This window comes from Polyangiaceae bacterium, from assembly GCA_020633235.1.
Lineage (GTDB): Bacteria > Myxococcota_A > Polyangia > Polyangiales > Polyangiaceae > JACKEA01.
Map to the genome: position 1 here is coordinate 749,113 of JACKEA010000004.1, position 25,997 is coordinate 775,109.

22 protein-coding genes are annotated in these 25,997 nt (G+C 66.9%); 14 read left to right on the plus strand and 8 right to left on the minus strand.

Translation table 11 applies throughout. The features are described from left to right. Window positions 1-11: 11 nt before the first annotated feature. Together H6717_24775 and H6717_24780 are read right to left on the minus strand one after the other, a co-directional pair. Window positions 12-578 carry a hypothetical protein gene (locus tag H6717_24775; GenBank protein MCB9580266.1) on the minus strand — a complete coding sequence of 189 codons (567 nt, stop codon included), beginning with the start codon at window positions 576-578 and terminating at the stop codon, window positions 12-14. Window positions 579-625: 47 nt separating this feature from the next. Beyond that, complete coding sequence (locus H6717_24780; protein ID MCB9580267.1) at window positions 626-1,231, minus strand: DUF2378 family protein; 606 nt, start codon at window positions 1,229-1,231, stop codon at window positions 626-628. A 247-nt stretch (window positions 1,232-1,478) separates the two neighbouring features. On the opposite strand from H6717_24780, the gene H6717_24785 reads away from it, so the two are divergent. Beyond that, window positions 1,479-2,684 carry a hypothetical protein gene (locus tag H6717_24785; protein ID MCB9580268.1) on the plus strand — a complete coding sequence of 402 codons (1,206 nt, stop codon included), beginning with the start codon at window positions 1,479-1,481 and terminating at the stop codon, window positions 2,682-2,684. 25 nt (window positions 2,685-2,709) lie between these two features. Here the strand turns inward: H6717_24785 and H6717_24790 are convergent, their stop codons facing one another. Then, complete coding sequence (locus H6717_24790; protein ID MCB9580269.1) at window positions 2,710-3,051, minus strand: DUF3634 family protein; 342 nt, start codon at window positions 3,049-3,051, stop codon at window positions 2,710-2,712. 70 nt (window positions 3,052-3,121) lie between these two features. Here H6717_24790 and H6717_24795 point away from each other — a divergent pair, with 70 nt between their 5' ends. From H6717_24795 to H6717_24805, 3 genes are read left to right on the plus strand one after another with little or no spacing between them, the layout of a single operon-like run. Continuing rightward, entirely contained in the window at window positions 3,122-4,339 is a 1,218-nt protein-coding gene (locus H6717_24795) for a serine/threonine protein kinase (GenBank protein ID MCB9580270.1), read from the plus strand. Continuing rightward, the gene (gene priA, locus H6717_24800; GenBank protein ID MCB9580271.1) at window positions 4,336-6,561 is read left to right on the plus strand and encodes a primosomal protein N'; all 2,226 of its coding nucleotides are present in this window, start codon (window positions 4,336-4,338) and stop codon (window positions 6,559-6,561) included. Before H6717_24795 ends, priA begins: the two co-directional genes overlap by 4 nt. Before the next feature lie 35 nt (window positions 6,562-6,596). Beyond that, the gene (locus tag H6717_24805; protein MCB9580272.1) at window positions 6,597-7,133 is read left to right on the plus strand and encodes an outer membrane beta-barrel protein; all 537 of its coding nucleotides are present in this window, start codon (window positions 6,597-6,599) and stop codon (window positions 7,131-7,133) included. A gap of 85 nt (window positions 7,134-7,218) precedes the next feature. Here H6717_24805 and H6717_24810 read toward each other — a convergent pair whose 3' ends face one another. Beyond that, entirely contained in the window at window positions 7,219-8,454 is a 1,236-nt protein-coding gene (locus H6717_24810; protein MCB9580273.1) for an OmpA family protein, read from the minus strand. A gap of 84 nt (window positions 8,455-8,538) precedes the next feature. Between H6717_24810 and H6717_24815 the strand changes: the two genes are divergently transcribed. The 4 genes from H6717_24815 to H6717_24830 all read left to right on the plus strand — a co-directional run bounded on the left by H6717_24815 (window position 8,539) and on the right by H6717_24830 (window position 13,140). Further along, window positions 8,539-9,222 (plus strand): hypothetical protein, encoded by a 684-nt coding sequence (locus H6717_24815; protein MCB9580274.1) that lies wholly within the window; start codon window positions 8,539-8,541, stop codon window positions 9,220-9,222. A 55-nt stretch (window positions 9,223-9,277) separates the two neighbouring features. Then, window positions 9,278-11,545 (plus strand): transglycosylase SLT domain-containing protein, encoded by a 2,268-nt coding sequence (locus tag H6717_24820; GenBank protein ID MCB9580275.1) that lies wholly within the window; start codon window positions 9,278-9,280, stop codon window positions 11,543-11,545. Window positions 11,546-11,685: 140 nt separating this feature from the next. Continuing rightward, window positions 11,686-12,408: a hypothetical protein gene (locus H6717_24825; protein ID MCB9580276.1), complete on the plus strand. Its 723-nt coding sequence runs from the start codon at window positions 11,686-11,688 to the stop codon at window positions 12,406-12,408. Between the two features lie 102 nt (window positions 12,409-12,510). Continuing rightward, window positions 12,511-13,140: a hypothetical protein gene (locus H6717_24830; protein MCB9580277.1), complete on the plus strand. Its 630-nt coding sequence runs from the start codon at window positions 12,511-12,513 to the stop codon at window positions 13,138-13,140. Window positions 13,141-13,212: 72 nt separating this feature from the next. On the opposite strand, the gene H6717_24835 is transcribed toward H6717_24830, so the two are convergent. Then, on the minus strand, window positions 13,213-13,746 hold the full coding sequence (locus tag H6717_24835) for a hypothetical protein (protein ID MCB9580278.1): 534 nt from the start codon (window positions 13,744-13,746) through the stop codon (window positions 13,213-13,215). Window positions 13,747-14,121: 375 nt separating this feature from the next. On the opposite strand from H6717_24835, the gene H6717_24840 reads away from it, so the two are divergent. Then, entirely contained in the window at window positions 14,122-15,600 is a 1,479-nt protein-coding gene (locus tag H6717_24840) for a hypothetical protein (GenBank protein ID MCB9580279.1), read from the plus strand. Here H6717_24840 and H6717_24845 read toward each other — a convergent pair. The 3 genes from H6717_24845 to H6717_24855 all read right to left on the minus strand — a co-directional run bounded on the left by H6717_24845 (window position 15,587) and on the right by H6717_24855 (window position 20,399). Continuing rightward, window positions 15,587-16,324 carry a hypothetical protein gene (locus H6717_24845; GenBank protein ID MCB9580280.1) on the minus strand — a complete coding sequence of 246 codons (738 nt, stop codon included), beginning with the start codon at window positions 16,322-16,324 and terminating at the stop codon, window positions 15,587-15,589. The two genes, H6717_24840 and H6717_24845, sit on opposite strands and share 14 nt — an antisense overlap. A gap of 191 nt (window positions 16,325-16,515) precedes the next feature. Next, the gene (locus tag H6717_24850; GenBank protein MCB9580281.1) at window positions 16,516-17,301 is read right to left on the minus strand and encodes a hypothetical protein; all 786 of its coding nucleotides are present in this window, start codon (window positions 17,299-17,301) and stop codon (window positions 16,516-16,518) included. After that, window positions 17,298-20,399, minus strand: coding sequence for a DUF4157 domain-containing protein (locus H6717_24855; GenBank protein ID MCB9580282.1), 3,102 nt, complete (start codon window positions 20,397-20,399; stop codon window positions 17,298-17,300). Before H6717_24855 ends, H6717_24850 begins: the two co-directional genes overlap by 4 nt. Window positions 20,400-20,602: 203 nt before the next feature. On the opposite strand from H6717_24855, the gene H6717_24860 reads away from it, so the two are divergent. From H6717_24860 to H6717_24880, 5 genes are read left to right on the plus strand one after another with little or no spacing between them, the layout of a single operon-like run. Next, entirely contained in the window at window positions 20,603-21,265 is a 663-nt protein-coding gene (locus H6717_24860; protein MCB9580283.1) for a carboxypeptidase regulatory-like domain-containing protein, read from the plus strand. Between the two features lie 22 nt (window positions 21,266-21,287). Next, entirely contained in the window at window positions 21,288-23,249 is a 1,962-nt protein-coding gene (locus H6717_24865) for a phage tail sheath subtilisin-like domain-containing protein (protein ID MCB9580284.1), read from the plus strand. An 11-nt stretch (window positions 23,250-23,260) separates the two neighbouring features. Further along, the gene (locus H6717_24870; GenBank protein MCB9580285.1) at window positions 23,261-23,692 is read left to right on the plus strand and encodes a phage tail protein; all 432 of its coding nucleotides are present in this window, start codon (window positions 23,261-23,263) and stop codon (window positions 23,690-23,692) included. Then, on the plus strand, window positions 23,692-25,473 hold the full coding sequence (locus H6717_24875; GenBank protein ID MCB9580286.1) for a phage tail sheath subtilisin-like domain-containing protein: 1,782 nt from the start codon (window positions 23,692-23,694) through the stop codon (window positions 25,471-25,473). Before H6717_24870 ends, H6717_24875 begins: the two co-directional genes overlap by 1 nt. After that, on the plus strand, window positions 25,470-25,994 hold the full coding sequence (locus H6717_24880) for a phage tail protein (protein ID MCB9580287.1): 525 nt from the start codon (window positions 25,470-25,472) through the stop codon (window positions 25,992-25,994). Before H6717_24875 ends, H6717_24880 begins: the two co-directional genes overlap by 4 nt. Window positions 25,995-25,997: the final 3 nt, after the last annotated feature.

Below are 25,997 nucleotides of genomic sequence, written 5' to 3' on the forward strand. Positions count from 1 at the left end.
AAGAAATGGAGCTACCAGCGCAGCTCGAAGACGACGCGTTCTGGCGTGATGGATGCGACCTCGGCCTCGCCTTGGATGCGGCACAGATCGAAGACCGCGGAGAAGGACGCGGCGACGCTCTCCAGCACGGCGGGGCTCTGGCGAAAGGCCGTGGGCGGATCCTTGTGGTGGAGCTCCACGCGAAAGTCTTCGGCGTCCAGAAACTCGAGGGTGCCGGCGTGTTTGTACATGTGGCTCCACGCGCGGGGCGTCCACTTGAGGATCTTGTTCGGCTCCAGGCCGAACAAGCGCACGGCTCCGTCGCGCAGCGGACCCAGCAGCGGGCCGTCCAGGGACTGCTGCATCGACGTCTTGGCCCAGCGGCGCACGCCCTCCATGCCAACCACCTCACCCACGGCGTCGGTCAGCGCGACGTCGAGGTCGAGCGGGAGCCACTCCATGCGACTGGCGCGTTCGATGGCGCTCACCCGCGTGGTTCCCAACTGGTGACGCACACGATGGGCTTGCCCCACTCCCAATAGTTCAATGCTGGTCAAGTTCGATTGAACGTGACTGGCGCGCATCAGCGGATTCGGCACTCGTCCCTCCCTGCGGTTCCAATGATAGCGCAGGGGGGCGCGAGGTGTCAGCGAAGCTCGACGTCGAAGCAGAAATGCCCGGGACCGCGCACCTCGGCGCGGATACGAGGGTGCGCGCCGAAGGCCGTGGATATGCCCTCGAGCTGACCCAGCTGATACTCCCAGGCCCCGTCGAGACCGGAGAACTCGAGGCGGACGGTTCGAGCGTCCAGCTCTTCTGCAGTGATCGTCCAGTCTCCCGGTGCCACCTTCTCGTACACCATCGGCACCTTGAGCAGAGCGGACTTCGCGTCGTGGATCATCGCGACGATGACGCGTCCGAGGACGGACTTGGCGAAGACGTCGAAGTCCGAGCGCGACAAGCGACGCATGCTCTCGCGATTGCCGACGGTGGGATATGTCTTCACGGCGGCGGCAAAGTGCAGCCGCGTGTAGTCGCGCTGGGGGTAGTCGCGAAAGTTGAGGTAGCGACCGTCGCGAGGCGGTTCGAGCAAGCGCTTCTGGAGCTCGGGCCACTCGTTTTCGAGACGGTCCACCAAGCCCTTGAAGAACATGCCCCGGAGCCGATAGGCCTCCGGCACGCTTTCGATCGTCTCTTCGATGTCGAGATCACCCTCGAGGCGATCGCCTGGAGTCACGGTCGTGACCGTCACGTCGTCCGATTAGAGACGTATGGCCAAGCAGCGGCAAGGCCCGGGGTTTTGAGCCGGGCACATGACCCCTGACATCTCACCGTAATCACACGGTCTACGCCGTGTCACTGGAAGCGACTTCGGTGCCAAAGCGCTGGCGTCCCGGGCGCTTTCGTCGCACGATAGCCTCGAGCGTCGGGCATTCTCCGGCCTCGAAATTTTCCGGACCGCGGGCGTCGCCCCGCGGCATTTTTGCTTGGAGCCACACATGAAGCTGAGGACGGTCACGGTTGTCGGGCTTTTCACCCTTCTCGCTGGGAGCGCACTGTCCGCTTGTCGGGCAGAGGGCAGCTCGGGCGGCGGCAGCGGCGGCGCGGGTGCCACCGAGGGCGGCACGGGAGCTGCGGGTGGCTTCGGCGGGCTCAGCGGCGGCAGCGGAACTGGGGCTAGCGCGGGCACCGGCGCAACGGGCGGGAGCTCGGGCGATGGCGGCAACTGCGTTCTGGGAGACGAGAATACGGACGCCGCGTGCTCGGACGGCTGCGACAACGACAGCGACGGCTTCTCGGATTGCGACGACTACGACTGCAAGACGACCACCGCCTGTTCGGGCCCCGCGGAAAACTCCAACCCCGCCTGCTCCAACGGCGTGGACGACGACAACAACGGCTTCACGGATTGCGAGGATTTCGCCTGTCAGGATCGCATCGTGTGCGCCGGCGAGGCGACCAACGCCAACTGCTCCGACGGCAAGGACAACGACGGCGACACCAAGATCGACTGCGCCGACGAGGATTGCCAGAGCGAGTCCATCATCGTGTGCAACGGCTCCTCTCCGGTGAGCCCGCTGCCGGACAAGTCCCAGTGGCCGGCGCTGATCAAGACGGCGTGCACCAACGGCATCGACGACAACAGCAACGGCTTCACCGACTGTGGAGACTTCGACTGCCGCGACAATTTCGAGGTCGTGGACTGCCAGGACTTGCCCCCCGAGGGCAACAACGCCACCTGCTCGGACGGCATCGACAACGACAAGGACGGCAAGACGGACTGCGAGGACGGAAACTGCCAGGGCGAGAGCATCGTGGTGTGCAACGGCAACGTGCCGGCCTCCCCCATGCCGGCCCAGAGTGAGTGGACCAATCTCGCCAACACGCGCTGCAGCGATGGCGCCGACAACGACAACAACACCCACAAGGACTGCGACGACTTCGGCTGTTCGTGGAACGCGGAGGTCACCGTGTGCGGCGCGGAGAACACGGACACGCTGTGCTCCGACGGCCAGGACAACGACAGCAACGGCTACGCCGATTGCAAAGACTTCTCCTGCAGCAAGAACCCGTTCGTGACCGTGTGTGAGACCGGCTTTGCCAAGTGCTCCGACGGTCAGGACAACGACGGCAACGGCTTTACGGATTGCATCGACCTTTCCTGCAATCCGCCGACTGGCGCGAAGAGCAGCGCCTGCATGTGATGCGGCCGCGCCGCCGCGGCGACGATCAACGTCGCCGCGGTTTGCCGCCGGCGCGGATCTTGGCCAGCTCCCAGGTGCCCAGCACGTTCCGTAGCTGCTGAAGCTGCCCTTCGCCCACGTTCCCGCTCGACACCACGATGCGAGGACGACGGTCCTCGCTCACGGCGCGGAGCCGCGCGTGGCTCACGGGTGGGCGCCGAAGCACGTCCGCCAGGTCGTCGAGCAGGCGCTGCGGAATGCGTCCCCGCACGAAGCGCACGCGCCCGCCGTCCACTTCCAGGCAGAACAGCTCGTTCGAACGCCAAATGGCGACCGCGAGGGGTATCGCCAGAACGGCGAGGATGGCGAGGCCGACGAACAGGTTCATCGCGGAAAACACCGCACCCGATTCCCTTTGTTGGGTGCGTGTGACGTTTTGGCTACCATCGCTGGCGCCCGTGTCAATGGCTGCACCCAGCTCGCTCCCGCGGCGCTTCGGCCGCTACGTCCTCTTCGATCAGATCGGCGAAGGTGGAATGGCGCGCATCTTCCTCGGAAGAGAGAAGACCGAGCTGGGCGGTGAGCGGCTGGTCGTCGTCAAGCAGATCCTGCCCGTGTACGCTGAAAGCTCGGAGTTCTCCAAGCTGCTGATCGACGAAGCCAAGCTCGCGGCGAAGCTCACCCACGGCAACGTGGTGCAAGTGTACGACCTCGGTCGTGAGGACGAGACCTTGTACATCGCGATGGAGTACGTAGAGGGTTTCGACCTGGGCGAGCTCTTGAAGAACTGCTCCCAGAGCAAGGTGCCCTTGCCGGTGGAGTTCTCCCTGCTGGTGATCATCGAAGGCCTGAAGGGTCTCGACTACGCGCATCGTAAGAAGGACGAAGACGGCAAGCCGCTGGGTATCGTTCACCGCGACGTGTCGCCCTCCAACTTGTTGGTCGGGTTCGATGGTCAGATCAAGGTCTGCGATTTCGGCATTGCGCGGGCCATGGGCGCGAGCACGGAGCTGCCCCCGGAGGCGATCCAGGGGAAGGCCGGGTACATGAGCCCAGAGGCGGCGCAGGGCGATTTGCTCGACGCGCGCAGCGACGTCTTCGCCATCGGGGTCATCCTGTGGGAGCTGCTCGCCGGGCGCCGCCTGTACAAGGGGGAAGCCGGGGAGGCGCCGAGCTTGGAGAAGGCCCGGATCGCGAACATTCCGGCGCTTCCAGCCCGCGGTTACCCGCAAGAATCCGAGCTCCACGCCATCGTGATGAAGGCGTTGGCGAAGGAGCGGGACGACCGCTACCCGAGCGCGAAGGACATGCTGCGGGAGCTTTCAGGGTACGTTGCCGGCGCGGGCTTGATGGCCAGCCCCTTGCGCTTCGGGGAGTGGCTCACCCAGAGCTTTGGTAGCGAGATCGTCGAGCGGCGCCGGACGCGGGAGCGCGGCTCGCGCGAGCTCGAGCCGGAGACGCCGAAGCCGAAGCCGGAACCGGCGCCGGAAACCGAGAAGCCGGCGGCGTCGTCTCTGCGGTTGGACGTGGCGCCGATGTCCATGGAGCCCATGGCGCACACGGTGCGGCACTCGGAGCCGGCACCGGGCGGCATCGACAAGTCGTCGCGGCTCTTGATCTGGATCGTGATCATCCTGTGCGGCTTCACGATCCTGGCGGCGTCGCTGCTCCGCTGATGCTCCTCGCCCGCGTTGCCGTTCCCGTCCCCCTCGGTCGGGCGTTCAGCTACTCGGTGCCCGCAGCCATGCAGGTGGTGGCCGGGAGCCGCGTGCTGGTGGAGTTCGGGCGCCGCAAGGTGCTGGGCGTGGTGCTGGACGTGGGCGATCGCGAGCCCGACGTCCCGCCCGAGAAGCTCAAGGCCATAGCCGCCATGGTGGACCCGGAGCCGGTGTTCCCGGCGGAGCTGCTCGCCTTCTTGTTGGAGCTTGCCCGCTACTACCTGGCGCCGGTGGGGGAGGTGATGCGCTTGGCGCTGCCCGCGGTGGAGCGTTCCGCCAAGGAACGGCTGCAGGGCGTGCTCGGAAAGACGGAGCTCGAGAGTGTTGGTCGCCTGGTGCAAGTGGCGCGGGCGCTGGCGCCGGAAGGCGGCGGCCCCAAGGGGCAGGCGGCGGAGGTGCTGGCGCACCTGCGCGCGGCGGGCCCCACGCCGGTGGCGGAGCTCACGGCGCGCTGGAAGAACGCGCGCTCCGCCGTGAAGCGCCTCTCCGACGCGGGTCTCGTCGCGCTCGAGCAGCAGGAACAAAGCGCGGACCCGTTCTTCGCCCGTGCGGTGGAGCGCGACACGCCGCCGGAGCTCACCGCGCCGCAGGCGCGAGCCGTCGCCGCCATCGAAGCTGCGCTCGGTGATCGCCAAGCCTTTCTGCTCCACGGCGTGACGGGATCCGGCAAGACGGAGGTGTACCTGCGGGCGGTGGAGAGCGCTCTCCGCCGCGGCGGAGGCGCCATCGTGCTGGTGCCGGAGATCGCACTGACGCCCCAGCTCGTGGGGCGCTTCCGCGCTCGCCTCGGCGATCGCATCGCGGTGCTCCACAGTGGGCTCACGGATCGCGAGCGCCACGCAATGTGGAAGTCGCTGCGCAGCGGCGAGGTGAAGATCGTCGTCGGTGCACGCTCGGCGCTGTTCGCCCCGGTGGCGGATCTCGCGCTCATCTGCGTGGACGAAGAGCACGACGGCTCCTTCAAGCAGGAAGAAGGCGTGCGCTACAACGCGCGGGACATGGCGCTGTTGCGCGCCTATCGGGCGGGCGCGGTGTGCGTGCTCGGCTCCGCCACGCCGTCGCTTTCCAGTGAAGCGTTGGTGCGCTCCGAGCGCCTCACGCGCTTGCGGCTCCCGGATCGCGCGCGCGCCCGGGCCGTCTTGCCGGAGGTCGAGATCGTGGATCTCCGCCGAGTGGGAGCAGGTCCCACGGGGCACCGCCTCTTGAGCCTGCCGCTGCACCGCGCCCTCGAACGCGTGCTGGAGGCGAAGGAGCAGGCCATCCTGTTCCTGAACCGCCGCGGGTTTGCGCCCAGCCTGATCTGCGAGGGCTGCGGCCACGTGCTGAGCTGCCCAAACTGCGCGGTGGCTCTCACGCTCCATCGCAGCCGGGGGGAGCGCCTGCGCTGTCACTACTGCGACTACGCCATCCCCGTGCCGGAGCTGTGCCCGGACTGCAAGAGCTCGCGCCTCTCGGACGAAGGCGCGGGAACCGAGCGTATCGAGAGCAGCCTGGCCGGCTTCTTTCCCGACGCCAAGGTGGCGCGGCTGGATCGCGACGTGGCAGCCGGCGCCAAGAGCGAGCGCGTGCTCGATCGCATGCGCCGTCGGGAGATCGACATCTTGGTGGGCACGCAGATGGTGACCAAGGGGCACGACTTGCCCGACGTCACGCTCGTGGGCGTGCTGAACGCGGATGCCGCCCTCAGCCTTCCGGACTTTCGCGCGGCGGAGCGCACGTTCCATCTGTTGGTGCAGGTGGCGGGCCGCGCGGGCCGCGGGGATTCCCCGGGCCGCGTCATGATCCAGACGTGGCAGCCGGATCACGCCGCCGTGGTGCTCGCCGCGCGCCACGACGTGGACGCGTTCGTGGCGCGGGAGATGCAAGATCGCGAGGAGCTCGGCTACCCGCCGTTTTCCCACATCGCGCTGGTGCGCGTGGACGCCGTGGAGGAGGGCGTCGCCCGCGCCGCTGCGGAGCGCCTGGCAGACGTCGCACGCAAGGCCGCCCCCCGCGGCGTGGACGTTATCGGCCCCGCCGCCGCGCCTCTCGCCCGCCTCAGGAACCGCTACCGCTTTCGCTTCATGGTGCGATCGAAAGACCGAGCCCCGCTGCGCAAGACGCTGTTGGCAGTGGCGCGCTCGGGCGCGGATCGTCGCGTTCGCTTCGCCGTCGACGTCGACCCCATGAGCATGTTGTGAGCGCACGCCGCCCTTTGGTGGTAGAAGCGCCGGCCATGCGCCGCCTCGTGGTCCTCGGATGTGCCGGCATCACGCTGCTCACTTCGGCCGTCGCCAGCGCGAGCGAAGGACAATGGCACCTGGGCGGCGGCCTCGGCGCGGCCACCTTCGCGAAGGTCGACTCCGGCTACGCGCCCAACCTCAACCTGCAGGCGGCTTACGAGCTCGACGACATGTTCGACGTGTCGCTGGAGCTGTCCGCCGCGCAGTTCTCCTTCGTGGAAGGCACCACCACGCGCTTCTACGGCGCCATGGCCGGCGTGCTCTACAAGGTGGACGTCATCGAGTGGGTGCCCTACTTCGGCTTGTACGGCGGCTACTTCTCCTTCGACGGCCCCATCTGGCCCGCGCCGTTGAACAAGCAGGAGCTCGGCATCGCCGTCCCGCTCGGCTTGGACTACTCCTTTTCCCGTAGCTTCGCCGCGGGCGCGCAGATCCGCTACCACGGCTTCATGAGCGACCCCATGAGCAGCCTGAGCGACGCCCCCTATTTCGTGGCCCAGCTCCGCGCGGAATACCGCTGGGGCTTCTGACAGATATTGTCGCTACGGCGCGGAACCACGCGGCCACCCGGACGTCGCGTTCGCGCCGGGGTTCGCGCCGGACCAACAATAATCGTCAGAACATCCAGCCGACGCTGAGCTCGCCGTAGGGCTCCATGTCGGCGAGCTTGTTCGTGTCGTCGTTGAGGCTGTTGGTGAGCTGGGTGCGGCTCTGGGCAGGGAACGCGGCGTCGCTGCTCACGTCGGCGCCGGCCAGGTCGTTCAAGTGGAAGAGCAGGCCCAGCATGATGGCGACGCGCAGGCCCGGCTCGGGGCCTTTGGGACGAAAGCCGTAGCCGAGCCCCAGGTGGGCGATGAACGGGTTCGCAGTGCGATCGTAGGTGTAGGAAGCGCCCGCGGCATCTGCGTCGGCGGAGATGTCGTAGTGGGTGAAGCCGATGCCGAGATCCGCAATGGGTGAGTGCACGCGGAACGGCCAGATGCGCGCGCGAAGCGGGATCGTCAGGGACCAGTAGCTGCCATCGGCGTCGGCGGCGGTGCTCTCTCCGCTGGCATCTCCCAAGCCCAGACCTACTCCGATGGACAGCTCGAGCCAATCCAGGCACGGCTGTACGGCGCCCGCGACGTTGACCCAGGAGTTGGGGCCCAGCGCGCCCAGGCGCGGACCGACCAACCACCGGCACTTCTTCTCCTCTGCGACGGGTGCGGGCTTCTCCGGTTCCGGAGCGGGTTCGGCGGCGGGTTCGGGGGGCGGCTCCGGGATGGTGTCGCCGCCTTCGGTCACGCGGAACACCACGCGACGGTTCTTGGCCCAGGGTCCCTCGCAGGGCGTGGTGTCCTCGGGCTCCTTGTCGTCACACTCCGCGGGTTCCGGAACTTGCGGCTCGTCCTCTCCCTTGCCCACGGAGGTGACGCGGTCTTCGGAGATGCCGTTGTCGAGCAGCCAGGCCCGGACGCTCGCGGCGCGACGATCCGAGAGCTTGCGGTTGTAGGCGTCGGAGCCGCGAGAGTCCGTGTGCCCTTCCACGGAGATCTTCACGTTCGGGTTGGCCTCGAGGAACTTCTTGAACTCGCCGAGGGTCTTCTTGGTGTCGTCGTCCGAGCGGATCTCCGCGCGGTTGTACTCGAAGTTGATGACGCCCTCGTAGTCGAGCTTGCCCTGCGCGTAGACGATGCCCCGCTTGGGCGTCGCTTCTTCCTCTGCCGGCTTGTCCGTCGTGAGGGAGGCATCGCCTTCGAGCTTGCTCTCACCGCCGGTCTTGGCTTCGCCGGAAGCACTGGCCGAAAATTGGCAGCCCGTCGCACCGAGCACGAGAGCCACACCCACCGCGCGCATCCAAACGTCCCTCATGGCGACCAGGGTAGCCTACGGGTGTGTGGAGAAAACCCTCCCTCGCGCTTGGAAAATGACGGCGGTCGTGCCTACCCTGAGCCCATGCGCTCGCTCGCCGTGGTCCCGCTGACGTTGGCCTTGGGCTGTGGAGGTGCGGCGCAAAAGCCGTGTCCCGAGCTACCACCTACACCGGAGCCCCCGGCGGCGGCACCCGCGGAACCGACCCCTTCGGTCGCGGAGCCGGAAGCCAAGAGCACGCCCGCGCCCTTCACGGGCACCTTCACCGTTTCGACCATGAGCGACGGCAAGTCCAACGTCGTGATGGCGGACTTCGTCAAGAAGAACGGCGCCGTGGATGGTGGAATGACCTGGGAGGTCGGCAAGGACAGCTTCGGCGTTGGCTTTTGGCAGGTGGCGCAACCGGCGCCGGACAAGAAGGATCCGGCGGAGCAACTGGCGGCTTTCTGCCGCTCCAAGGCGACGGTGTCCGCGCACTGGGAGGGCGACACGATGGTGCTCGCATCCACGGTATCGACCGACGGCAGCGCCGAGGCCGTGCGCATCAACACCCAGGCGAATGGTGGCACGACCACGCGCCGAACCATCACCAAGCGGGCTGGCTGCGCCGCTTCCTTCAAGGCCGACCACATCCGCTTCGAGGTGTTGGACAAGGACGGGGAAGGTCCGACCAAGCTCCGCGCCACTGCCGAAGATGGAACCTTCGAGCTGGTGCGCAGCGCCCCGGACAGCGCCGTACAGCCGACCAAGGTGCTGGAAGGCCGCTGAAATCCGACGCAAAGTTCGCCGAAACGGCGAGGCGTGCTACCAAATCCCCGGGGAAATGCGAGCCGTCCGCACCATAGCCGTCTGTGCCCTGCTGGCCGCTGCCTGCGCCAAGAACGGCCCCGCCGGGGCTTCGGCGGCGGCAGATGGCGCGCCCATGCTCGCCCGCGGGGTGCCCCAGACCGCGGCGCGGGCGCAGGCGCTCTCGGACGCCGGCATCGACGACACGCCGCTCGGCGAGTGGGCGGAGCTGGTGCGAATGCATCGCTACCGCGACGCAGCGCGTGCCATCGACGGGCTCTCGGAGAAAGAACGCGCACGGCCAGAGGTGCGCTTCGCTCGCGCGCGGGTGGCCGCCGCCGTGTCGGATCATGAGCGCGCAGTGCGGGAGCTGACGGGACTGGAAGAGAAGCTCCCGGTACTGAGCCGCGAGATCGAGCGGGCCCGCGCCGAGTCCGCGCTGGAGGCCGGACCGTACGACGTGGCGGTGACCTATTACGGGCAGAAGAGCGACGCCGAGTCGCTCACGCGCGCGGCGTTGGCTCTGATGCGCGCGGGGCAGCTCGAAAAAGCGCGGGCGGCGGCGGACAAGGCGGTTTCCGCGGCGCACCGACAAAAAAAGAATGCGACCGAACGCGAGGCCGAGGCGCGTTCTCAGCGGGCCCTGATCGCCGAGAAGCGCGGCGACAAGACCGGGGCGGAGACGGACCTGCGTTGGCTCGCGGTGAACGCGCCGACCTTGGCGGGCAGCGAAGGCGTGGACGAGCGTCTCGCCAAGGTGGCGCCCAAGCGTACGCTGACGGCGAAGGAGCGCTACGCGCGGGCGCTTGCGCTGGCGGACGAAGGCCGCGTGGAGCAGACGGAGCGAGAGCTCACGCTCGCGGGTAACAAGCTGAAGCAGGCGGAGATCCTGCACGCCAAGGGCTGGGCCCTGTACAGCGCCCGGCACGACTACGAAAAGGCCGCGGAGCTCCTGGAGCGCGCCTCGGAGCTGGGCGGCGAGCACACGGTTTCCGATGCGTTCTACGCGGCGCGTTCGCGATCCCGCGCGGGTCAGGACGACCGCGCCATCAAGATGTACGAGAAGCTGGCGCGGCGCTTTCCCAAGACCAGCTGGGCGGAAAACGCGCTCTACCTCGCGGCGCGCCTCCATTACATCGGCGGCAAGTGGAACGAGGCCTCCGCGGCGTACGGGCGTTATCTGGGCAAGTACGGTCGCAAGGGGCGCTTCGTGAAGACGGCCACCTACGAGCAGGCAGTGGCTTGGCTGGCGGCGGGGCGGAACGCGCAGGCGGCCAAGGTGTTCGGGCGCTTGGCGGACGCGGACGATCGCGATCGATACCAAGCGCGCTACCGCGAGCTCGAAGGCGCCGCCTTGGCGGGGGCAGGGCAGAAGGACCGCGCCATCAAGACCTTCAACAAGGTGATCGACGAAGCGCCGTTGTCGTTCTCGGCGCTGGCGAGCGTGGCGCGGCTGTCGGAGCTCAAGGCCTCGGTGCCACCGTTGATAGAGCCGGGCAAGGCGGCAGCGCAGCGCGCGCCGCTCTCCGTGGAGCTGCCGCCGAAGGTGAAGATCCTTCACAATGTCGGCCTGGATCACGACGCGGAGGACGCGCTGGAAGGCTACGAGACCTCGATCCAGAAACGCTACGCGCCGCGGGGGGAAGAGGCGCTGTGTCGGGCGTATGGCGTCTTGAGCAGCGCCGGTCGGCGTTATCGCGTGGGGCAGCGGGCAGCGCGCTGGGCGGAGCTCAGCGAGGCGCCGTCGAGCAGCAGCCGCTGGCTGTGGGAGTGCATCTATCCTCGCCCCTACGAGTCGCTGGTGAAGGAAGCGGGCAACGAGTACAAGCTCCCGTCGGAGCTGGTGTACGCGATCATGCGGCAAGAGAGCGCGTTCCGGCCGGAGGTCGTGTCCCCGGCAAAGGCCGTGGGCTTGATGCAGCTGATCCCCCCGACGGCGCGTCGCGTGGCCGAAGAGCTGAACATGAGCTACGACCCGCTGAGCTTGTACAGCCCGCCGGTGAACATCCGCATGGGCTCGTACTACCTCTCCAAGGTGCTCGGTAGCTTCGGCGGCAGCGTGCCCCTTGCGGCGGCGGCGTACAACGCCGGTCCCACCACGGTGGCGCGCTGGCTCGACAGCGGCAAGAAGCTCCCGGTGGACGTATGGGTCGCGCGCATTCCGTATGGCGAAACGCGCGGCTACGTGAACCGCGTGGTGGGCAACGTAGCGCGCTACGCTTACCTCTCGGGCGGGGAAGGCGCCGTGCCCAAGCTGGCGCTGGTGCTGCCGCAAGACCTGAGCGTGCCTTCGGATCTGTACTGAGCCGGGCGTCTCGCCGTGCCATGCTCGGCGCCATGCTTCGCGCGGCGCGTTGGATGCTCCTCGGATCAGTAACTTTGGCGTGTGCGTCACCTCGAAGCTCGACTGCATCGCCAAGCCCAAGTGCGCTGCCGGCTCACGGCATGGAGATCCGCTACGCCGTGGAGGCCACGCGCCCGCCTACCAGCTTCACTTTGACCATTCCTGCCAGCGGTGACGCGGAGCTCCTGCTCCTGCAGCCGTTGGCATCGGCGTCGAGCCCTCTCGGACGCTTTCGGGGGCCGCTCGCGGCCGGTCGGCGTGAGGACCTGCGGCGGTTCGTGCAGGACCACGATCTGCTCGACGCAGCGCCGGGCGATGGCGTCACGTCCGAAGGCTCCGGCAGCATCTCGCTGGCGACGCCCGAGGGGCGCATTACGCTCGGTCTCGCGAGCGACGTTCCAGCGCATAACGCGCTGCGCGCGAAGTTGGACGAGCTCGTGCGCGCCCTCCTGAAACATCCCGTTGGAGCCTTCCGCACGGAACTCCGTGCCGAGTCCACGGCAGATGGACTCGTACCTGTGGTTTCACTGGTCCACGTCGGCAGCGAGCCCCTGGCTCTGGTGCTCGTTGACGAGAACATGGTGGCGAGCTTGGTTGTCACGGTGACGTCCCCGACCGGAGTCGTGCGCGAGCTGGTATCGAAGGCCGAGGACATACACGCGCCTCCCGGCATCACCGCGCTATCGCCCGGACAGAAGATCGATGTGTGGATGGGCTCCGTCGTGGAAGCTGGGTCCCACGTTTCGGTGCGTGGCACATGCTGGTACCCCGAAGGTCGAGCTCGGCGTGCGGTCGCACTGTTGGCCGAGGGCGACTTGAAGTAGGCCCGGGTGACGGTGGCGCGCCGGCGCCGCCACCCCGGGGTGACGTTCTCCGCGAAACGCCGCAGGAAATGCCGTGGCATTCGGCTTGCTGAAGCACGGGGTATGAAAATCAAAACCCTGTTCGCATCCTGCATGTTCCTTTCGATTGCCGGTAGCTCGGGTTCGGCCCTCGCCGCCGGGCCCGACGTGCATTCCAGCTGCAACGGCGCCAGCGTTCCGAGCTCGCTCTCGTCCGCCGAAGGCCTCGCGTCTTCCGCGGCGAGCCGCTTGAACGGGCTTGCCGGCAAGTCCAAGGCCCAGCGCGAAGCCTTGTGGAATGCCGGCGCAGAGCGCCGTTGGTTCGGCGCCTACAGCAACACCCGCTTCAATAACGTGCGAAAGCGCATGAACAACATCGCGGAGGCGCTGCGAAGCTCGCGTTTGGACGTGAAGTGCCTGTGGAGCAAGTCCTACTTCGGCAACGCGTCTCCCGGCGTGTACGTCATTCGCCTGGGCTCCGCCTGGAAGTACGAGTCGTCGAGCTCCGTCGACAAGCCGCAGACCTTCGTGCACGAAGCCGCGCACATCCGCGGCGCCGTGCTCGGTGGCGAAGTGCGCGGCAAGTATGGCGTAGCCGATGCGCTCACCCGCGCTCAGAAGCACCCCGGCGTTGCCGTGCGCACGGCGGAAAATCTCGGCTACTACGCCGTGTGTCGCAGTGCCTCCTGGGCCGGCAAGGGCGGCTGCCCGTGAGTTTCCGCGCCGGACCAACACCCTGATCGTATGGATGTTGGTTCGGCGCGGAACCGAGCGAGTCAACCAGACTCAGCGGCGCTTCTTTCGAAGGCGCCTGCGCTTCTGGGGTGCACGGCGCCTTCCGGAGATCCGCTCGAGTTGTTCGACATCGTCCAAGTCCTTGTGTCGGCCGGCTTCACGTTTGATCGCGAGCAGGTCGACCAAGCCGATGTAAAAGACAGGGAATGGTCGACGGGCTCGGACCTGGTCCGTCGCCCTGCGTCGCCACGCGGAGGCAAACCGCAGCGTGCCGGCGGTGCTGATGAGATCGACCCGATTCGGCGGGCGCCCGAACTGGACCACGATTCCCGGCGTTGCCAGCTCCCGTGGGCCTTCCAGAAGGGGAACGTCTCCGCCCCAGAACTCCTCCAGAGCGGCATAGAGTCGCTCGGAGTTGGCTTCAGTGGGCTCATAGAGCAGGTCGACGTCGCCGGTCAGTCGAGGGTATCCGTGGTAGATGACCGCTTCGCCGCCGATGATCAGATAGCGGACGCTGTGCTCGTGCAAGAGCGCGAGCAAGGCGAGGATGTCCGGGGAGAGATGCTCACCCGTCACGTTTGCCACCCGGCCGCCTGAGACCTGCGACCCTGTCGCGGACGTCCGGACGGCGCTTGCCGTAGTAGCGCTCTCGCAGGATCTTCGCGATCCGCTGGCGTTCTTCAGGGGTAAGGCTTCGGTACAGGTCCGAGTCCCACTGCTGCGCTTCTGCAAAACCGTGTGCGATGTGCGCAATCCGTTCCACTCCGTGATTCAAGCACGAATGTTCGCTCCGAGCCCAGCGGACGTTCGTGCAAGGACGCGGCAAGAGCGCCACGGGTCCCGACGTGAAAGGCGGTACGTTCTCGCCTTTTCCGCGCCGGACCAACACCCTGATCGTATGGATGTTGGTTCGGCGCGGAACCATGGCCGACCGCAGCCAAACGAGTTATTGGACGAGAGGTGCTGTCCGAGGGCGACGTCTGGGTGCATTCCGGTCATCTGCGGGTGAGGGGACCCGACGGCGGGCGCGCGCTATCGCTCTTGGCGGCGGGGGAGCGCGCGCTCCCGGCAGCTTTGCGCAAGGTTGCCGCGCGCTACGGGGACGAGGTCATCGTCGTCAAGCGCGTCGCGCTGGAGATGCGTGTGAGTGGGGAGACCGCGCTGGTCTCCGAGGGCGCCTTGGTCGACGCACTGGCCAAGGCCATCGAGGAGAAGCTCAAACGCGGAGCTCGTACGGGAGAGCGCGCCGTCTTCGGCGCGGAGGCGGCGTGGTTCGAGAGCTCGGCGGTCTTCGTGGCGTACTATCTCGAGGCGCTGCAGGCTGGAAGCGCGACGCAGTTTCCGTATTCCTCCCTCTCGTCCTTGGGCGCGAGCTGGGATGCGGTGCTCCTCCACTGCGAGGGCAAGGGGCGGGTGTACCTGGCTGACGTGTTGGCGGAGCTCCACCGGACTTGCTCCCCGGGCGCCTTGGGTCGACAGCTTTCGGAGGCCACGGCGCTGCGATTGCTGCGGCAGTTTGGGGCACCTGGACGAGAGCCGTTGAGCGTGGCTCGGCTGCCCGTGGCGCTGTCCGTGGATCTCGCCAGCGCGGGGCTGGCGCCGGCAGCGGAGCTCGCGGCCCTTGCGGAGCTGTTCGCACTGTGGCCTCCGGCTCGTGACATGACGATCGTCCGTGGTGAACCCCGCACTGCGTCGATTTTGGAGCGCAAGGTATCCGCCGCGGGAGGACTGATCGCGTGGGCGTTGCTGCTGGAAAGCACGGGTCTGTCGCGAGCGTGGCGCGTCCGGGATCAGGCTTCACGGGACGCGGCGCGGGCGCTCGGCTGCGCGCTGGAAGGGCTACCGCAAAACGCTGCGGATCCGCTGCTGTTGCTGTTCAGTCACGAGGCCCCGGATGCCAGCCTTCTACCGCTGCTTCAGTGCGATCCGGTGGGATGCGAAGCGTTGCATGCAGCGAGCCTTTCCCTCGCCTGGGAACGCGGTTGGCTCGAAGGGGACGTACGTGTGTGTCGCGTTGCCGAACGCATCGTGGCCTTTGCGGAAAATGGCATCGTGGTGGACACGCTGGATGGGGACGACTTGCACGCGGCGGCGGAGGAGCTGGTACGGCGCCTGAGCCGCAGGACGGGACGGGTGCCGCGTTCGGTCGTTGTCTTGGATGAAGCGCTCCCCGCGGATCTGGACGCCGTGCTGGCCGTGGACGTGAGTCACGTGCCGCGCTGGCAACCGGGACTTCGCGCCGCGGCGTCCGTGCTGCGGCATGCCGCGCGAGTCGACCTCGACTGCGAGCTGTCCGACATGCGCAAGTGGCCCGCGCTGCTCTCGGTGTCTCCCAATCAGGTGTCGGTCGAGCTCCGGCGCGGCAACGTGAACCGCGTGGGTCGCATCCGCGAAGTCTCCCGCCTCGGCGGGCGCGTGCTGTCGCTCAGCGTGCGTTGACCGCTTCGCCGAGGGCGCGCACTCCGGAGGAACCCGTCTCATTGTCCCTGGGCCGAGCGGAGCGCACCTCCGGAGCGGCGAAACGTGACCACGCGCCCAGGGAGCGCAGCTGCTGGTTCACCCACGTTGCCGCCTCTAGGAGCACGCGCTCTGCTTCCCGCCGCTCTTCGTCGCTCAGTGCTTCGAAGTCGGGCCGATCCCCGAGCTCGGCGACGCAGGCTTCCACGGAGCGACCCAAGTGGCGCAGCCGGAAGACCACGGGATTGAGGGGCGTGCGGCCCGGGCGCGGCGCGCCGTTCGCGACTTTGGCCCGGCGCTGAGCCACTTCCCGTCGCAGCTCGGCAACGCCCATCGAAGTCGCCTCCACCCGGTCCAACAGCGCCACCTGCTCCGCCAGCGGAAGCCCGCACACGGCATAAAAGTGCCCGACTTTGAGCCGCTGCACCCGATCCGCGTCCAGGTGCTGCGCCACCACCCACAGCTTGGTGGCGCGAAACACCGTGGCAACGCTCACGCGCAGGCCGGAATGCCGCGCCAGCCGCCGGAATGAGGCGTGGTTTTGTCCGCGCCGCTCGAGATCCACCAGCTCCGAACCGAAGATCCGTTCGAACACCAGGCGTCCGATGCGCAGCTTGCGCTCGATCTCGCTGTCGTCCCCCAAGCGATTGAGCTCGGCGACCACGTCCGAAAGATCATCGTCGGAAATGAGACGTTGGCGCTGCACTCGTCCCTCCCTTCTCTTCTCCGGTATCAAAGCGGTCCGAGTGGCGCAACGGCAATCCAGGCGACCCTGGAAATTGCCCGACGTTCCTGCGTGAAGTTTCCATGACCCAGCCCCGCTGTCTCGTTGGTGCGCCGCGAGCCGCTTCGGAACCCTCGAAGGAGGAAAACCACCCGGCCGCCGGCCCGGCGCAGTCAGGTCACCTCGACGAACACCAGCTCGATGCCGCAGAGCTCCGCGTTTTGCGTGGCGCGCTCGGCCGCCGCGCGGAGCGCGCCGCCCTCGGGCATGGAACCCGGAGGAATGCCGATTCTGAGCACGCGGCGTGCCTTGTCCGCGGCGCGACCGCCGCACAGCTTCACGTAGTCGAAGCTCGAGAGCGCTCGTACGTCGCGCTCGAGTGCGCGATCGAGATCGTCAGGAGACAGACTGCGAACGTCCTCCAGGCACGTCATCAAGATCGCCGTGACCCGGCCGCTCGTGTCGAGCCACGCCGTCCAGCCGGAACCCTCGATCTTCCGCCCCGGCTCTGACTCGCTTTGGACCGTCGACGCCAGCAGCTCGAGTACCAGAGGCGCCAGCTCGCCGGCAGGCGTGTCAGGGTCGAACTCGTGGTCCTCGCCCACACCAGCAAAGGCACCCCGGTGCTTGGGGCTCGGCAGCAACAGGCCAGCCAAGCCCAACTTTGGTGTCCGAACGAGCGAGCAGATGGCGGCGTCCTCGCTGGCGAGCTCCCGCTCACTCTTGCATCCGGCGGCGGCGGTCACCTCATTGCCACGCGAGTACACGCGCTTCGCGCTTGGCAAACGAAGCGCAGCCAATGCCTTTTCCTCTGCTTGGCGGAGGGCCTGCGGCAGGTCGCTCGGGTCTCGTACGGTGGTGACGCCGGGGAGATCTCTGTTTCCGGACGGAGTGGGTACGCCCGCGACGACAAACAGGCTGCCGTGGCGGCGGTACACGTGAATGACGTGGTCCTTCATTTCACACTCTTGAACATGACCGTTACGGGAGGTTTTAGCCCCTGGCCGTAGGCTCGGGCACCTGCCATTTCCCTTCTCCACTGCTCGATCAGCCGGATTTGATCTTCGAGCTCAGCCATCCGCGTGGTGTCCGCTAGGGTGCGGCTCTGAAGCTCGGTCAGCTCCGAGCGCGCAGACTTCAACTTTGCGGCGCTGACCGTCTCAGGTGGGATCCCAACTTCGAGGATCCGGGTGGTGTTGGGACCGGTCTTGACGTGTCGGCCTCCGTGGGCCTCCTGCGTGAACCCAGAGACCGCGTCAACCTCTTCCCTTAGCGTGCTCCAAAGCGACCCGGGTTCCTGGAATGCATATGGCTGGTGCGTCTTGATGCTTCGAATCTCGTCTGCGATAGCCCCGCTCTGCTTCGCCACGTCGATCGTTGGGAACGCTCGTGGCAGATTCTCGCCGAGCAATACGTGGCCGACCTCGCCGCGCAGTTGCGGTTCGAGGTTCCAGATCCCACCTTCAGTGTTCGCTGCTTTGCGAATCGCTTCCTTCTCGGCATCGCTCAGCTTGCGAGGGAAGTTTCCGATGATGGACTCCGCGTTTGCGGCGGAAAGTGCGTCGCCCGCGGCGGAGATCTGGAACCGCTTGCCTGCCTCCCGGCGCAGCAGTGCCAGCTCGTCTGCCAGCGCTGCGCCTTCCTGAGCCGCCGCCTCCGCGGCCTTCTTGTCGCCGTTGAGCGCTGCGTTGCGCGCCTTGTTCTCGATACCGGCCGCACGACGGGACAGCTCCTCGCTACCTGCGATCTCGGCCGCATACGCTTCGCCGAACCATGTACAAGTGCTGCACAAGACCAGGACGCCTCCCGGCGTGACCTTCACCGTGTGGCCGGCAGCCGATGCTTCGGCCAGAGCCTCCAGCTTCGAGAGATTCTCCGCTGCTTCCTTGACGGCGCGAGACTCGTGCGCGCCGACGCCGGTGAGCACCTCTTCTGCGGTCTTCCCTTCGCCGCCGTGGATTTTCCGTACGACGTCGGACACTCCCTCGGCCAGCGCTTCGCCGCCCTTGCTGGCCCGAGCTTCCGCCTTGAGCGTCTCCAGGGCGCTCTCGAACTCGTCGACCGTGGTCGTAGCCAGGACCTTGGTCACCTTGCCGCTGAGCTTGCCAAACACACTGATGGCGTCAGCGACGTCGAACACTACGCCGACGATCGAGAGTGCGAGCCAGAACAAAGACGGCTCCTCGGCAGAAATTGCTCGCGCCTTGTCGAAATCCGTGTTCGCTGCGGCGCTCTCCAGCTGGTAGTCCTCGACGTCCTTCAGGAGTTGCGCAAAGCCGATGCCAAGCGAGGCGCCCATGGCGCCTGCGGCGACGAGGCTTGCTCCACCGGTCGGAACGGCGGTTGCTGCGGCCAAGATGCTGAGCCCCACGCTCAGCACGGTGAGCGCGAGGCTCGTGAGAGCTTCATCCGAAGCGATGTCGCTAGCGTGGTCACGAACCACGATGGCCTTTTCGGTGCCCGCTTGGATGCCTTCGTCGGCGAGCGTCGCTGCCAGGATCTTGCGGAGCTTCCAGATGTTCACGCCGCCCCCGATTGCCCCGCGAACCGTCTCGATGTTCGCAAGGCGTTCGTTGATCTCGGCCGAAAGGACCTTTGCTGCGTCGTCGCTCGGTCCTTTGCTGATGGTGCCCAGGCCGCCCTCGTTGCCCTCGCCGAAGGCCCCCAGAATCGGGTAGCGTTGCTCGAGGCCGGAACGCAGGATCTTCAGCTCCGTCTCCGCCTTCTTCAGATCGCGCTCCAGGCCCGAGTATTCCTCACGCTTGCCCTCGCAGGGATCGTAGGCCGGCGCCCCCTCCGCGCCCCCGCCGTAGTAGTCCGACGGGCAGACGTTCGCCATCTTGCCCTTGATGACGTTGATCTCGTCCCTCTTCTCCAGAAGCTCCTTCGCTGCGCCCGCCAGACCTTCGCTGGAGACGGTGGGCTTCATCGTCGTCTGGGTCTCCGTTTCGACTTCGGGGGCAGGACCCTGACCCTCACCTCCGCCGCTGCCGTCTCCCGAAGCGCCGCCTGCTCCGCCTGCGCCGGAGTCGTTTCCCTTGCTGACCTCCGTGGTCTCGACGCCGTACTTGAGAGCCTCGGCTTTGATGCGTGTCTCGCTCTCCTTCAGGATGCCGCGGAGGATCTGTTCGGCGTGCGTCTGAAAGCCGCTCAGGAACGAGCTGTGTCGAGTGTTCAGCGTGCGAAGTGCGTCGTCCAGCGTGAGCGAGATCTGGGCACCGGTCTCGCCTCCGCCCACCGCAGACGCGCCCTCGGCCCCTCCGCCGCCACCGTAGACGGCGTCGAAGCGGCTGACGAAGTCCTTGGCGGCATCCGCGTCGTCTTTGTCGACGATGAGCGATGACAGAATGCGAAGGAGGTCCGTCTTGTCGTCGTGTAGGGTCCAGCCTTCGAATGCGACCGACGGACCTTTCGGCTCTTCGCACACCCCCTCTTTCGGGGGCGCTTCACAGGTGTCTTCCGGCTTGCGTTGAGCGGATGGTCCGGCCGCACGTTGCTGTGCAACGTGGGTGAGCTCGTGGCCAAGCAGCGCTCGCCCCGATTCGGTCCCGAGCGTCAAGGAGCCCTGCCGAAAGCTGACCGTCGACCCCTCGGTGATGGCGACCGCTCGTTCCCGCTGGGTCTTGTCGTGCGCGGCGCTGTCGGCACGCAGCGTGGTGCCCGCGAGGTCCATGCCCAAGTGCCGTTCTGCCACCGTGCGGATCGCGTGACCCAGTGGACCGGGAGCCACGGAGTGCGGTCGAAGATCCTCAGCCATTCTGGCGCCGTAGTCGTCGGCCTGCCGTTCGGCGGCGTCCTTCGGTGTGGTGGGCTCCGTTCGCTGAAACTGCTGCTCGTCGCTTACGGCCTCGAGCTCCGCGCATTCCGTGCAGGTCTCGCCTTGCGTGACGCATGCCGGGCAGGGCTTGTGCTGTCTGGGTCCGGCCGGCTTTTCTAGATCCGAGACGAACAGGCGCGGCAGCGGACCCTTGTACGGTCTGGGGGCGCGCGTGCGCGGCGCCTCTACCTTCTGCGGTGACGGCGGCGTGTGCTGCGGACGCTTCTTCTGCGCGAACATCGACTACGCTTCGTTCGGCCCTCGGCGAACGAGCGAGAGCTTGGACGCTCGCTGCGCGCGAAGGGAACGAAAATCGGAGTCAACCCATGGAGATTCGTTTCACGCGTGAAACGATTTGAGTCGCGATGAATTGAATCGACGAGCGCTGGTCGCGCCGTCGTTGACGACCGAGGTTCGAACTCGCTAGCACGTTCGCCGTGGGGATGACGGATCGCGTCGTACGTCATGCAAACTACGGGGTCGAGCTCTTGGATGCTCTGACCGGCGGGCCGATCATCGGGCCGAGCCGCGTGCGCGCTTCTCTACTTGCACCCCCACCGCCTGGCAGCGGTGCCGATCTGGAGCCGTTCCTGGTGAACGGCAACCGCTGGGTGTTCGAGAACCTCGAGAGCGACGTGGAGCTCGTGATCGAAGCGCAGCACTACGTTTCGAGCAGCAAGAAGACCGGAACGGACTTGCCCTCGATTCCCGCGAGCACCTTCCCAGGCCTGCTCAACCGCGTGACGCTGAAGCCGCGTTCCGGCTATCCGTTCCCCGCGTCAGTCACTCGCGTGATCGGAATGGTCCGGCTTGCCGCGATCCTGGACCCCAACGAGTCGCCAGTTGCAGGTGCGGACGTCACCATCACGCCGGAGTACCCCGCGAGCGGCCCCGTGCTCACGACGCGGACGGCGGAAGATGGGCAGTACGTGATGTGGTTCCTGCCGGACCTCGCGCAGACCCAACCCTTGCCCATTTCTTTCAGCGCCGTCGCCAGCGCGACGGTGGTCGTGAACGGAAGCCCGTTGGCGGTTTCCGGCAGCATCTCTGGGCAGAGCGTCACGCCTGAAACCCAGAGCGGAGCCGATCCGCTGCCACTCAGCTAGCCGTGTACCGAGGAGCCCATCCATGCCTGAACTACTGACCCCCGGCGTCTTCATCCAAGAGGTCGACTTCGGCCCGCAACCCATCGAAGGCGTGTCGACGACCACGGCCGGCTTCGTCGGCGAGGCCGAGCGCGGTCCCGTCGTAGGACCGCCCACGCTGGTGACGAGCCTGGCGGACTTCGAGCGCAAGTTCGGAGGTCCGGTCACTGGCAAGCACCTTGCCTACGCGGTGCGTGGTTTCTTCGAGAACGGGGGGCGGCGCGCGTACATCGCGCGAGTGGTGGGGTCCGGATCGAAGTACTCCGAGTGGAGCAACGGATCCGCAACTGGTCTGGACGTGCAGTTGCTCGCTGCATCTGGTGCTCAGGTCACGGTGTCGTCGGTCGTCGGTCTCACGATCGGCGGTTCCTTGAACTTCGTGGAGAAGGCCAACACCGCCAACGTGGTGACGAGAACGGTGGACCTCGTGAATGGCGCCACTGGTGTCGTCACATTGAGCACACCGCTTCCTCCGGGCGTCTCTCCTACTACGCACTTCGCGCGCATTTCCGGTAGCAACGCGACACTGAAGATAGCGGCGCGCGATCCCGGGACATTTGGCGACGAGATCGCGATCCTGGTCGAGCCCCGCTACGTGAATAGCACCGCGGTCATGGCGACCCTCGCCGCGGATACCTGGGTGTTGGGCGACGTGGGCTTTCTGGAGCCAGGCTCCCCAGTTCAGTTCGAGATCGGAGGCGGGACGCCGGCGCGAGAGATCGCGACAATCAAGAGCATCGACGCGGCGAATCGCAAGGTCGTGCTCAAAGCCAATTTGACTCATGCCTATACGCCCGGCGGCCGTCTCTTCTTGGTTGGGTGGCGGGTCAGCGTTCTGTTCCGCGGCGCCGTGGTGGAGACATTCGACGGCCTCCCTGGCGCCGTGACCAACACGGGGAAGTCGGCCGCTTTCACCAAAACCATCAACGACAAATCGAGCTGGATTCGTGTCGTCGACGCCGAGATGGACGTGCAGGCTGGCGAGTACCCGTCCTTCCAGTTGGCCCAAGCTGCGCTGCTGGCTTCGGGTGACGATGGTGGAGCGGTGGACGAGAACGACGTCATTGGATTTGCCGCGCCGCGCTCCGGTCTCCGGTCGCTGGAGGCGATGGACGGCATCAGTATCATCGCGGCTCCCGGACTCGCGGTGCAGGCCGTGGTCAACGAGCTCATTGGTCAAGCGGAACGACGTCAGGACCGTTTCGCCGTATTCGAGGCCGCGGAAAAGCCCGCGAGCGGGGCTTCGGCAAAGGACCCGCTGGAGGATGTCAACGATGTCCTGAACCAGCGCGGCCTCTACAACTCGAAGTACGCTGCCATGTATCACCCGTGGATCCGGGTGCCGGATCCCGTCTCCAAGACCGAGATCTTGGTGCCTCCCACGGGGCACGTGTTGGGTGCCTTCGCGCGCACCGACATCGATCGCGGTGTGTTCAAGGCGCCGGCGAACGTGGTGCTTCGCGGGGTGCTCGGTTTCTCCAGCGACGTGCCGGACGGCGAGCAGGACATCCTGAATCCCGCCGGAGTGAACGTGCTGCGGCGCTACACGGGGCTGGGTAACGTGATCTGGGGCGCGCGCACCATCTCCGCCGAGGGGCTCTGGAAGTACGTGTCCGTACGGCGGCTGTTCATCTTCCTCGAGCAGTCGATCATCCGCGGTACGCGCTATGCGGTATTCGAGCCGAACGACCTTCGGCTGTGGGCCCGCTTGCACGACAGCGTGACCAACTTCCTCACGACTCAGTGGCGCGCGGGCGCTCTGTTCGGAGCGAAGCCGGAGGAAGCGTTCTTCGTCAAGGTGGACGAGACCACGACCACCCAAGACGACCGCGACAACGGTCGCGTGAACATCCTGGTCGGCATCGCCCCGGTGAAGCCGGCGGAGTTCATCGTCTTCCAGATCGGCCAGGCGCCTCAGAGCGTGATCGTGGCGGAACAGAGCTAAGGAGCTGAGACATGGCAGTGCAGCGCGAGGATCCGTACGCAGCATTCAACTACCTCGTGGAGATCGGCGGCATCGCCGCCGGCGGGTTCAACGAGGTGAGCGGTTTGGACGCGGAGATCGAGCCCATCGACTACAGAAATGGCGATGAGGACTTCGTGAACCGCAAGCTTCCCGGCCTCAAGAAGTTCCCGAACATCGTCCTCAAGCGAGGCATCGTCGGGAATCTCGACGTCTTCCAGTGGCTGGCGGCCGGTGCCCAGGGCAGCGTGGATCGCCGGGAAGGCGCCGTCATCCTGCGCGACGAGCAGCGCAACGAGGTCATGCGTTGGAAGTTCGTTCGTGGCTGGGCATGCAAATACATGGGGCCCAGTCTCAAGTCGGACTCCAGCGCCGTCGCCATCGAGTCCATCGAGATCTGCCACGAGGGCCTCCAGGTCGCCTGATGGCGCTCCCGGGCCTTTCCTTCGAGGTCGTGCGAACGCCGGAGCCCCGGGTGGGGCTCCGCAGCGATCGCACGGCGCTCCTCGCGCTCACCGAGCGCGGCCCGGAGGAAGCGCCCACGGAAGTCCACAGCTACGACCACTTCGTCCGCGTCTTTGGCTGCCGGATGCTGGGGGCGCTGGGTCCTCTCGCGGCGAAGGGCTACTACGACAACGGCGGCCAGCTACTGACCGTGACGCGTTTCGTCCCAGCCGAAGCGAAGGCTGCGGCGGGCACTCTTCCGGTCGTGCACGCCAGCACGCCCAACAGCTACGTCATCGCCGTTTCCGCTCGGCATCGTGGCGCCTTCGGCGATCGGCTACGGGTGCGGGCCGAGTGCCACCTTCGCCGGCGCGCCCGCGGTAGCGTCACGGGGCCCCTGGAAGTCACGCTTGTCGTGCCGCACTTCGACAGCGCTGATCTGAAGCTGCCGGTGCGTGTGCTCGGCTCCACCGGCGACGCTTGGACCCGGCTGGACTCCATTGCGCCCGCCGGATCGGGACAGAAGCTCACGCTGTCGAGCGCCTCGGGTCTTTCCGGGGACGTGATCGTCGAGCTGTACCAGCCGCACTTCTCGCTCCACATCCTGGAGGCCGGGCGCGCGGAAGGCGTCGTGCGTGGCATCGACCTGCGGGATCTACCAGACGCCGAGGAACGGCTCGCCGGTTCTGGGATCCAGATCTCCTCGACTGTAGCGACCACGGATGCCGAGCTTCCGGTTCACGGGGCGGTCGTTCAGCTTTCGGGCGGCGACGACGGTCTCGACCCTTCGGGCAGCATTCAGGGACTTCGCGAGTCTTTCGAGCGCTGCATTGCTGCACTGGAGCGCTCCGACACCGCGGACGTGGTCGTGGCGCCGGATCTCTGGAGCAAGATCTTCGAGACCAAGCGCGTGCGGCGCTTGGCCTTCGACCCGGCGACGTCCGGAGCCCTCGCCGACGCGCTGGTGCGGAGCGCGGCGCGCACGCGCGACCGCGTGGTGGTACTCGACCCGCCGCTGACGGACGACGCGCGCCCGCTCTCCGGATCGGAGCTCGAAGCGTGGCGCGCCGAGCGAGAAGCGGAGCTTTCGGACGCGCGAGACTTTGCTGCGGTCTTCTCGCCCTGGCTCCGAATCGTAGCAGGGCCCGTGGTGCGCGGGGATGACACGCTGCTCATACCGCCCTCCGCGCACGTTGCCGGGCGCATGGCGAAGACCGCGCGCGAGCGCGGCGCGTGGATCGCGACCGGGAACGTCTCGGTGGAACAGGCCGTGGGTCTGGAACGGGCGCCGCACTTGGACGAGGAAGAGGCGCTGTACGACCTCGGCATCAATCCGCTCCGGATGTCTCTGCCCCGGGGCGCGACCGTATATGGCGTCCGCTCGCTCTCCTGGCCCGACCGAAAGGCTTGGCGCTTTCTCTCGACGCGCAGGCTGTTCAACTTCCTGCACCGCGCGTTGACCCCCCTCGGTCAGTCCTACGCCTTCGAGCCGAACTCGCCGAGCACTTGGATAAAGCTCCGGCGCGACATCGACGCACTGCTCCGAGCCCTGTTCGATCGCGGAGCGTTCACGGGCTCACGACCCGAAGAGGCGTACTTCGTGCGCGTGGACGAGGGGCTGAACCCCGAGGAGCTCCGAGACCAGGGCGTGTTGACGGCGCAGATCGGTGTCGCGCCGGCGGTCCCGCTCGAGTTCCTCCTGGTTCGTCTGCACGTGCAGAACGGGGTCGCGCGGGTGAGCGAGGAGCCGCTGTCGTCATGACCTTTCCTGCGCAGAGCCCTTCGAACCCGATGCCGGGATTTCGCTTCGCCGTGGCGTTCTCGGAAGGGACGGACGTAGCAGGGGCGGTGGGCGGCAAGGGCGTGACCACGCTGAGCGCGGGCTTTCAGGAAGTGAGCGGCCTGGAAACGACGCTGGAGATCCACGAGTACAAGGAAGGTGGTCGCAACGACTTCACGCACAAGCTCGCGACACAGGTGAACTTCGGCAACGTTACCTTCAAGCGGGGCGTGGCGCTGACGCCAGATCTGTGGCGCTGGTACAACGAGGTGCGGCGCGGCAACTTCGGAGCCCGGCGCTCCATCGTGGTGGCGCAGCTCGACTACGCGGGCAACGCCGCGCTGGTGTGGACGCTGTCCCGCGCGCTACCGGCCAAGTACACCGGTCCGAGCTGGAACGCCGGGCAGAGCGCGGTCGCGATCGAGTCCTTGGAAGTGGCGCACGAGGGGCTCGAGCTGACCGAAGGCTCCGACTTCGCGCTTTCCCTCGGGCAGGGAGGCTGACGC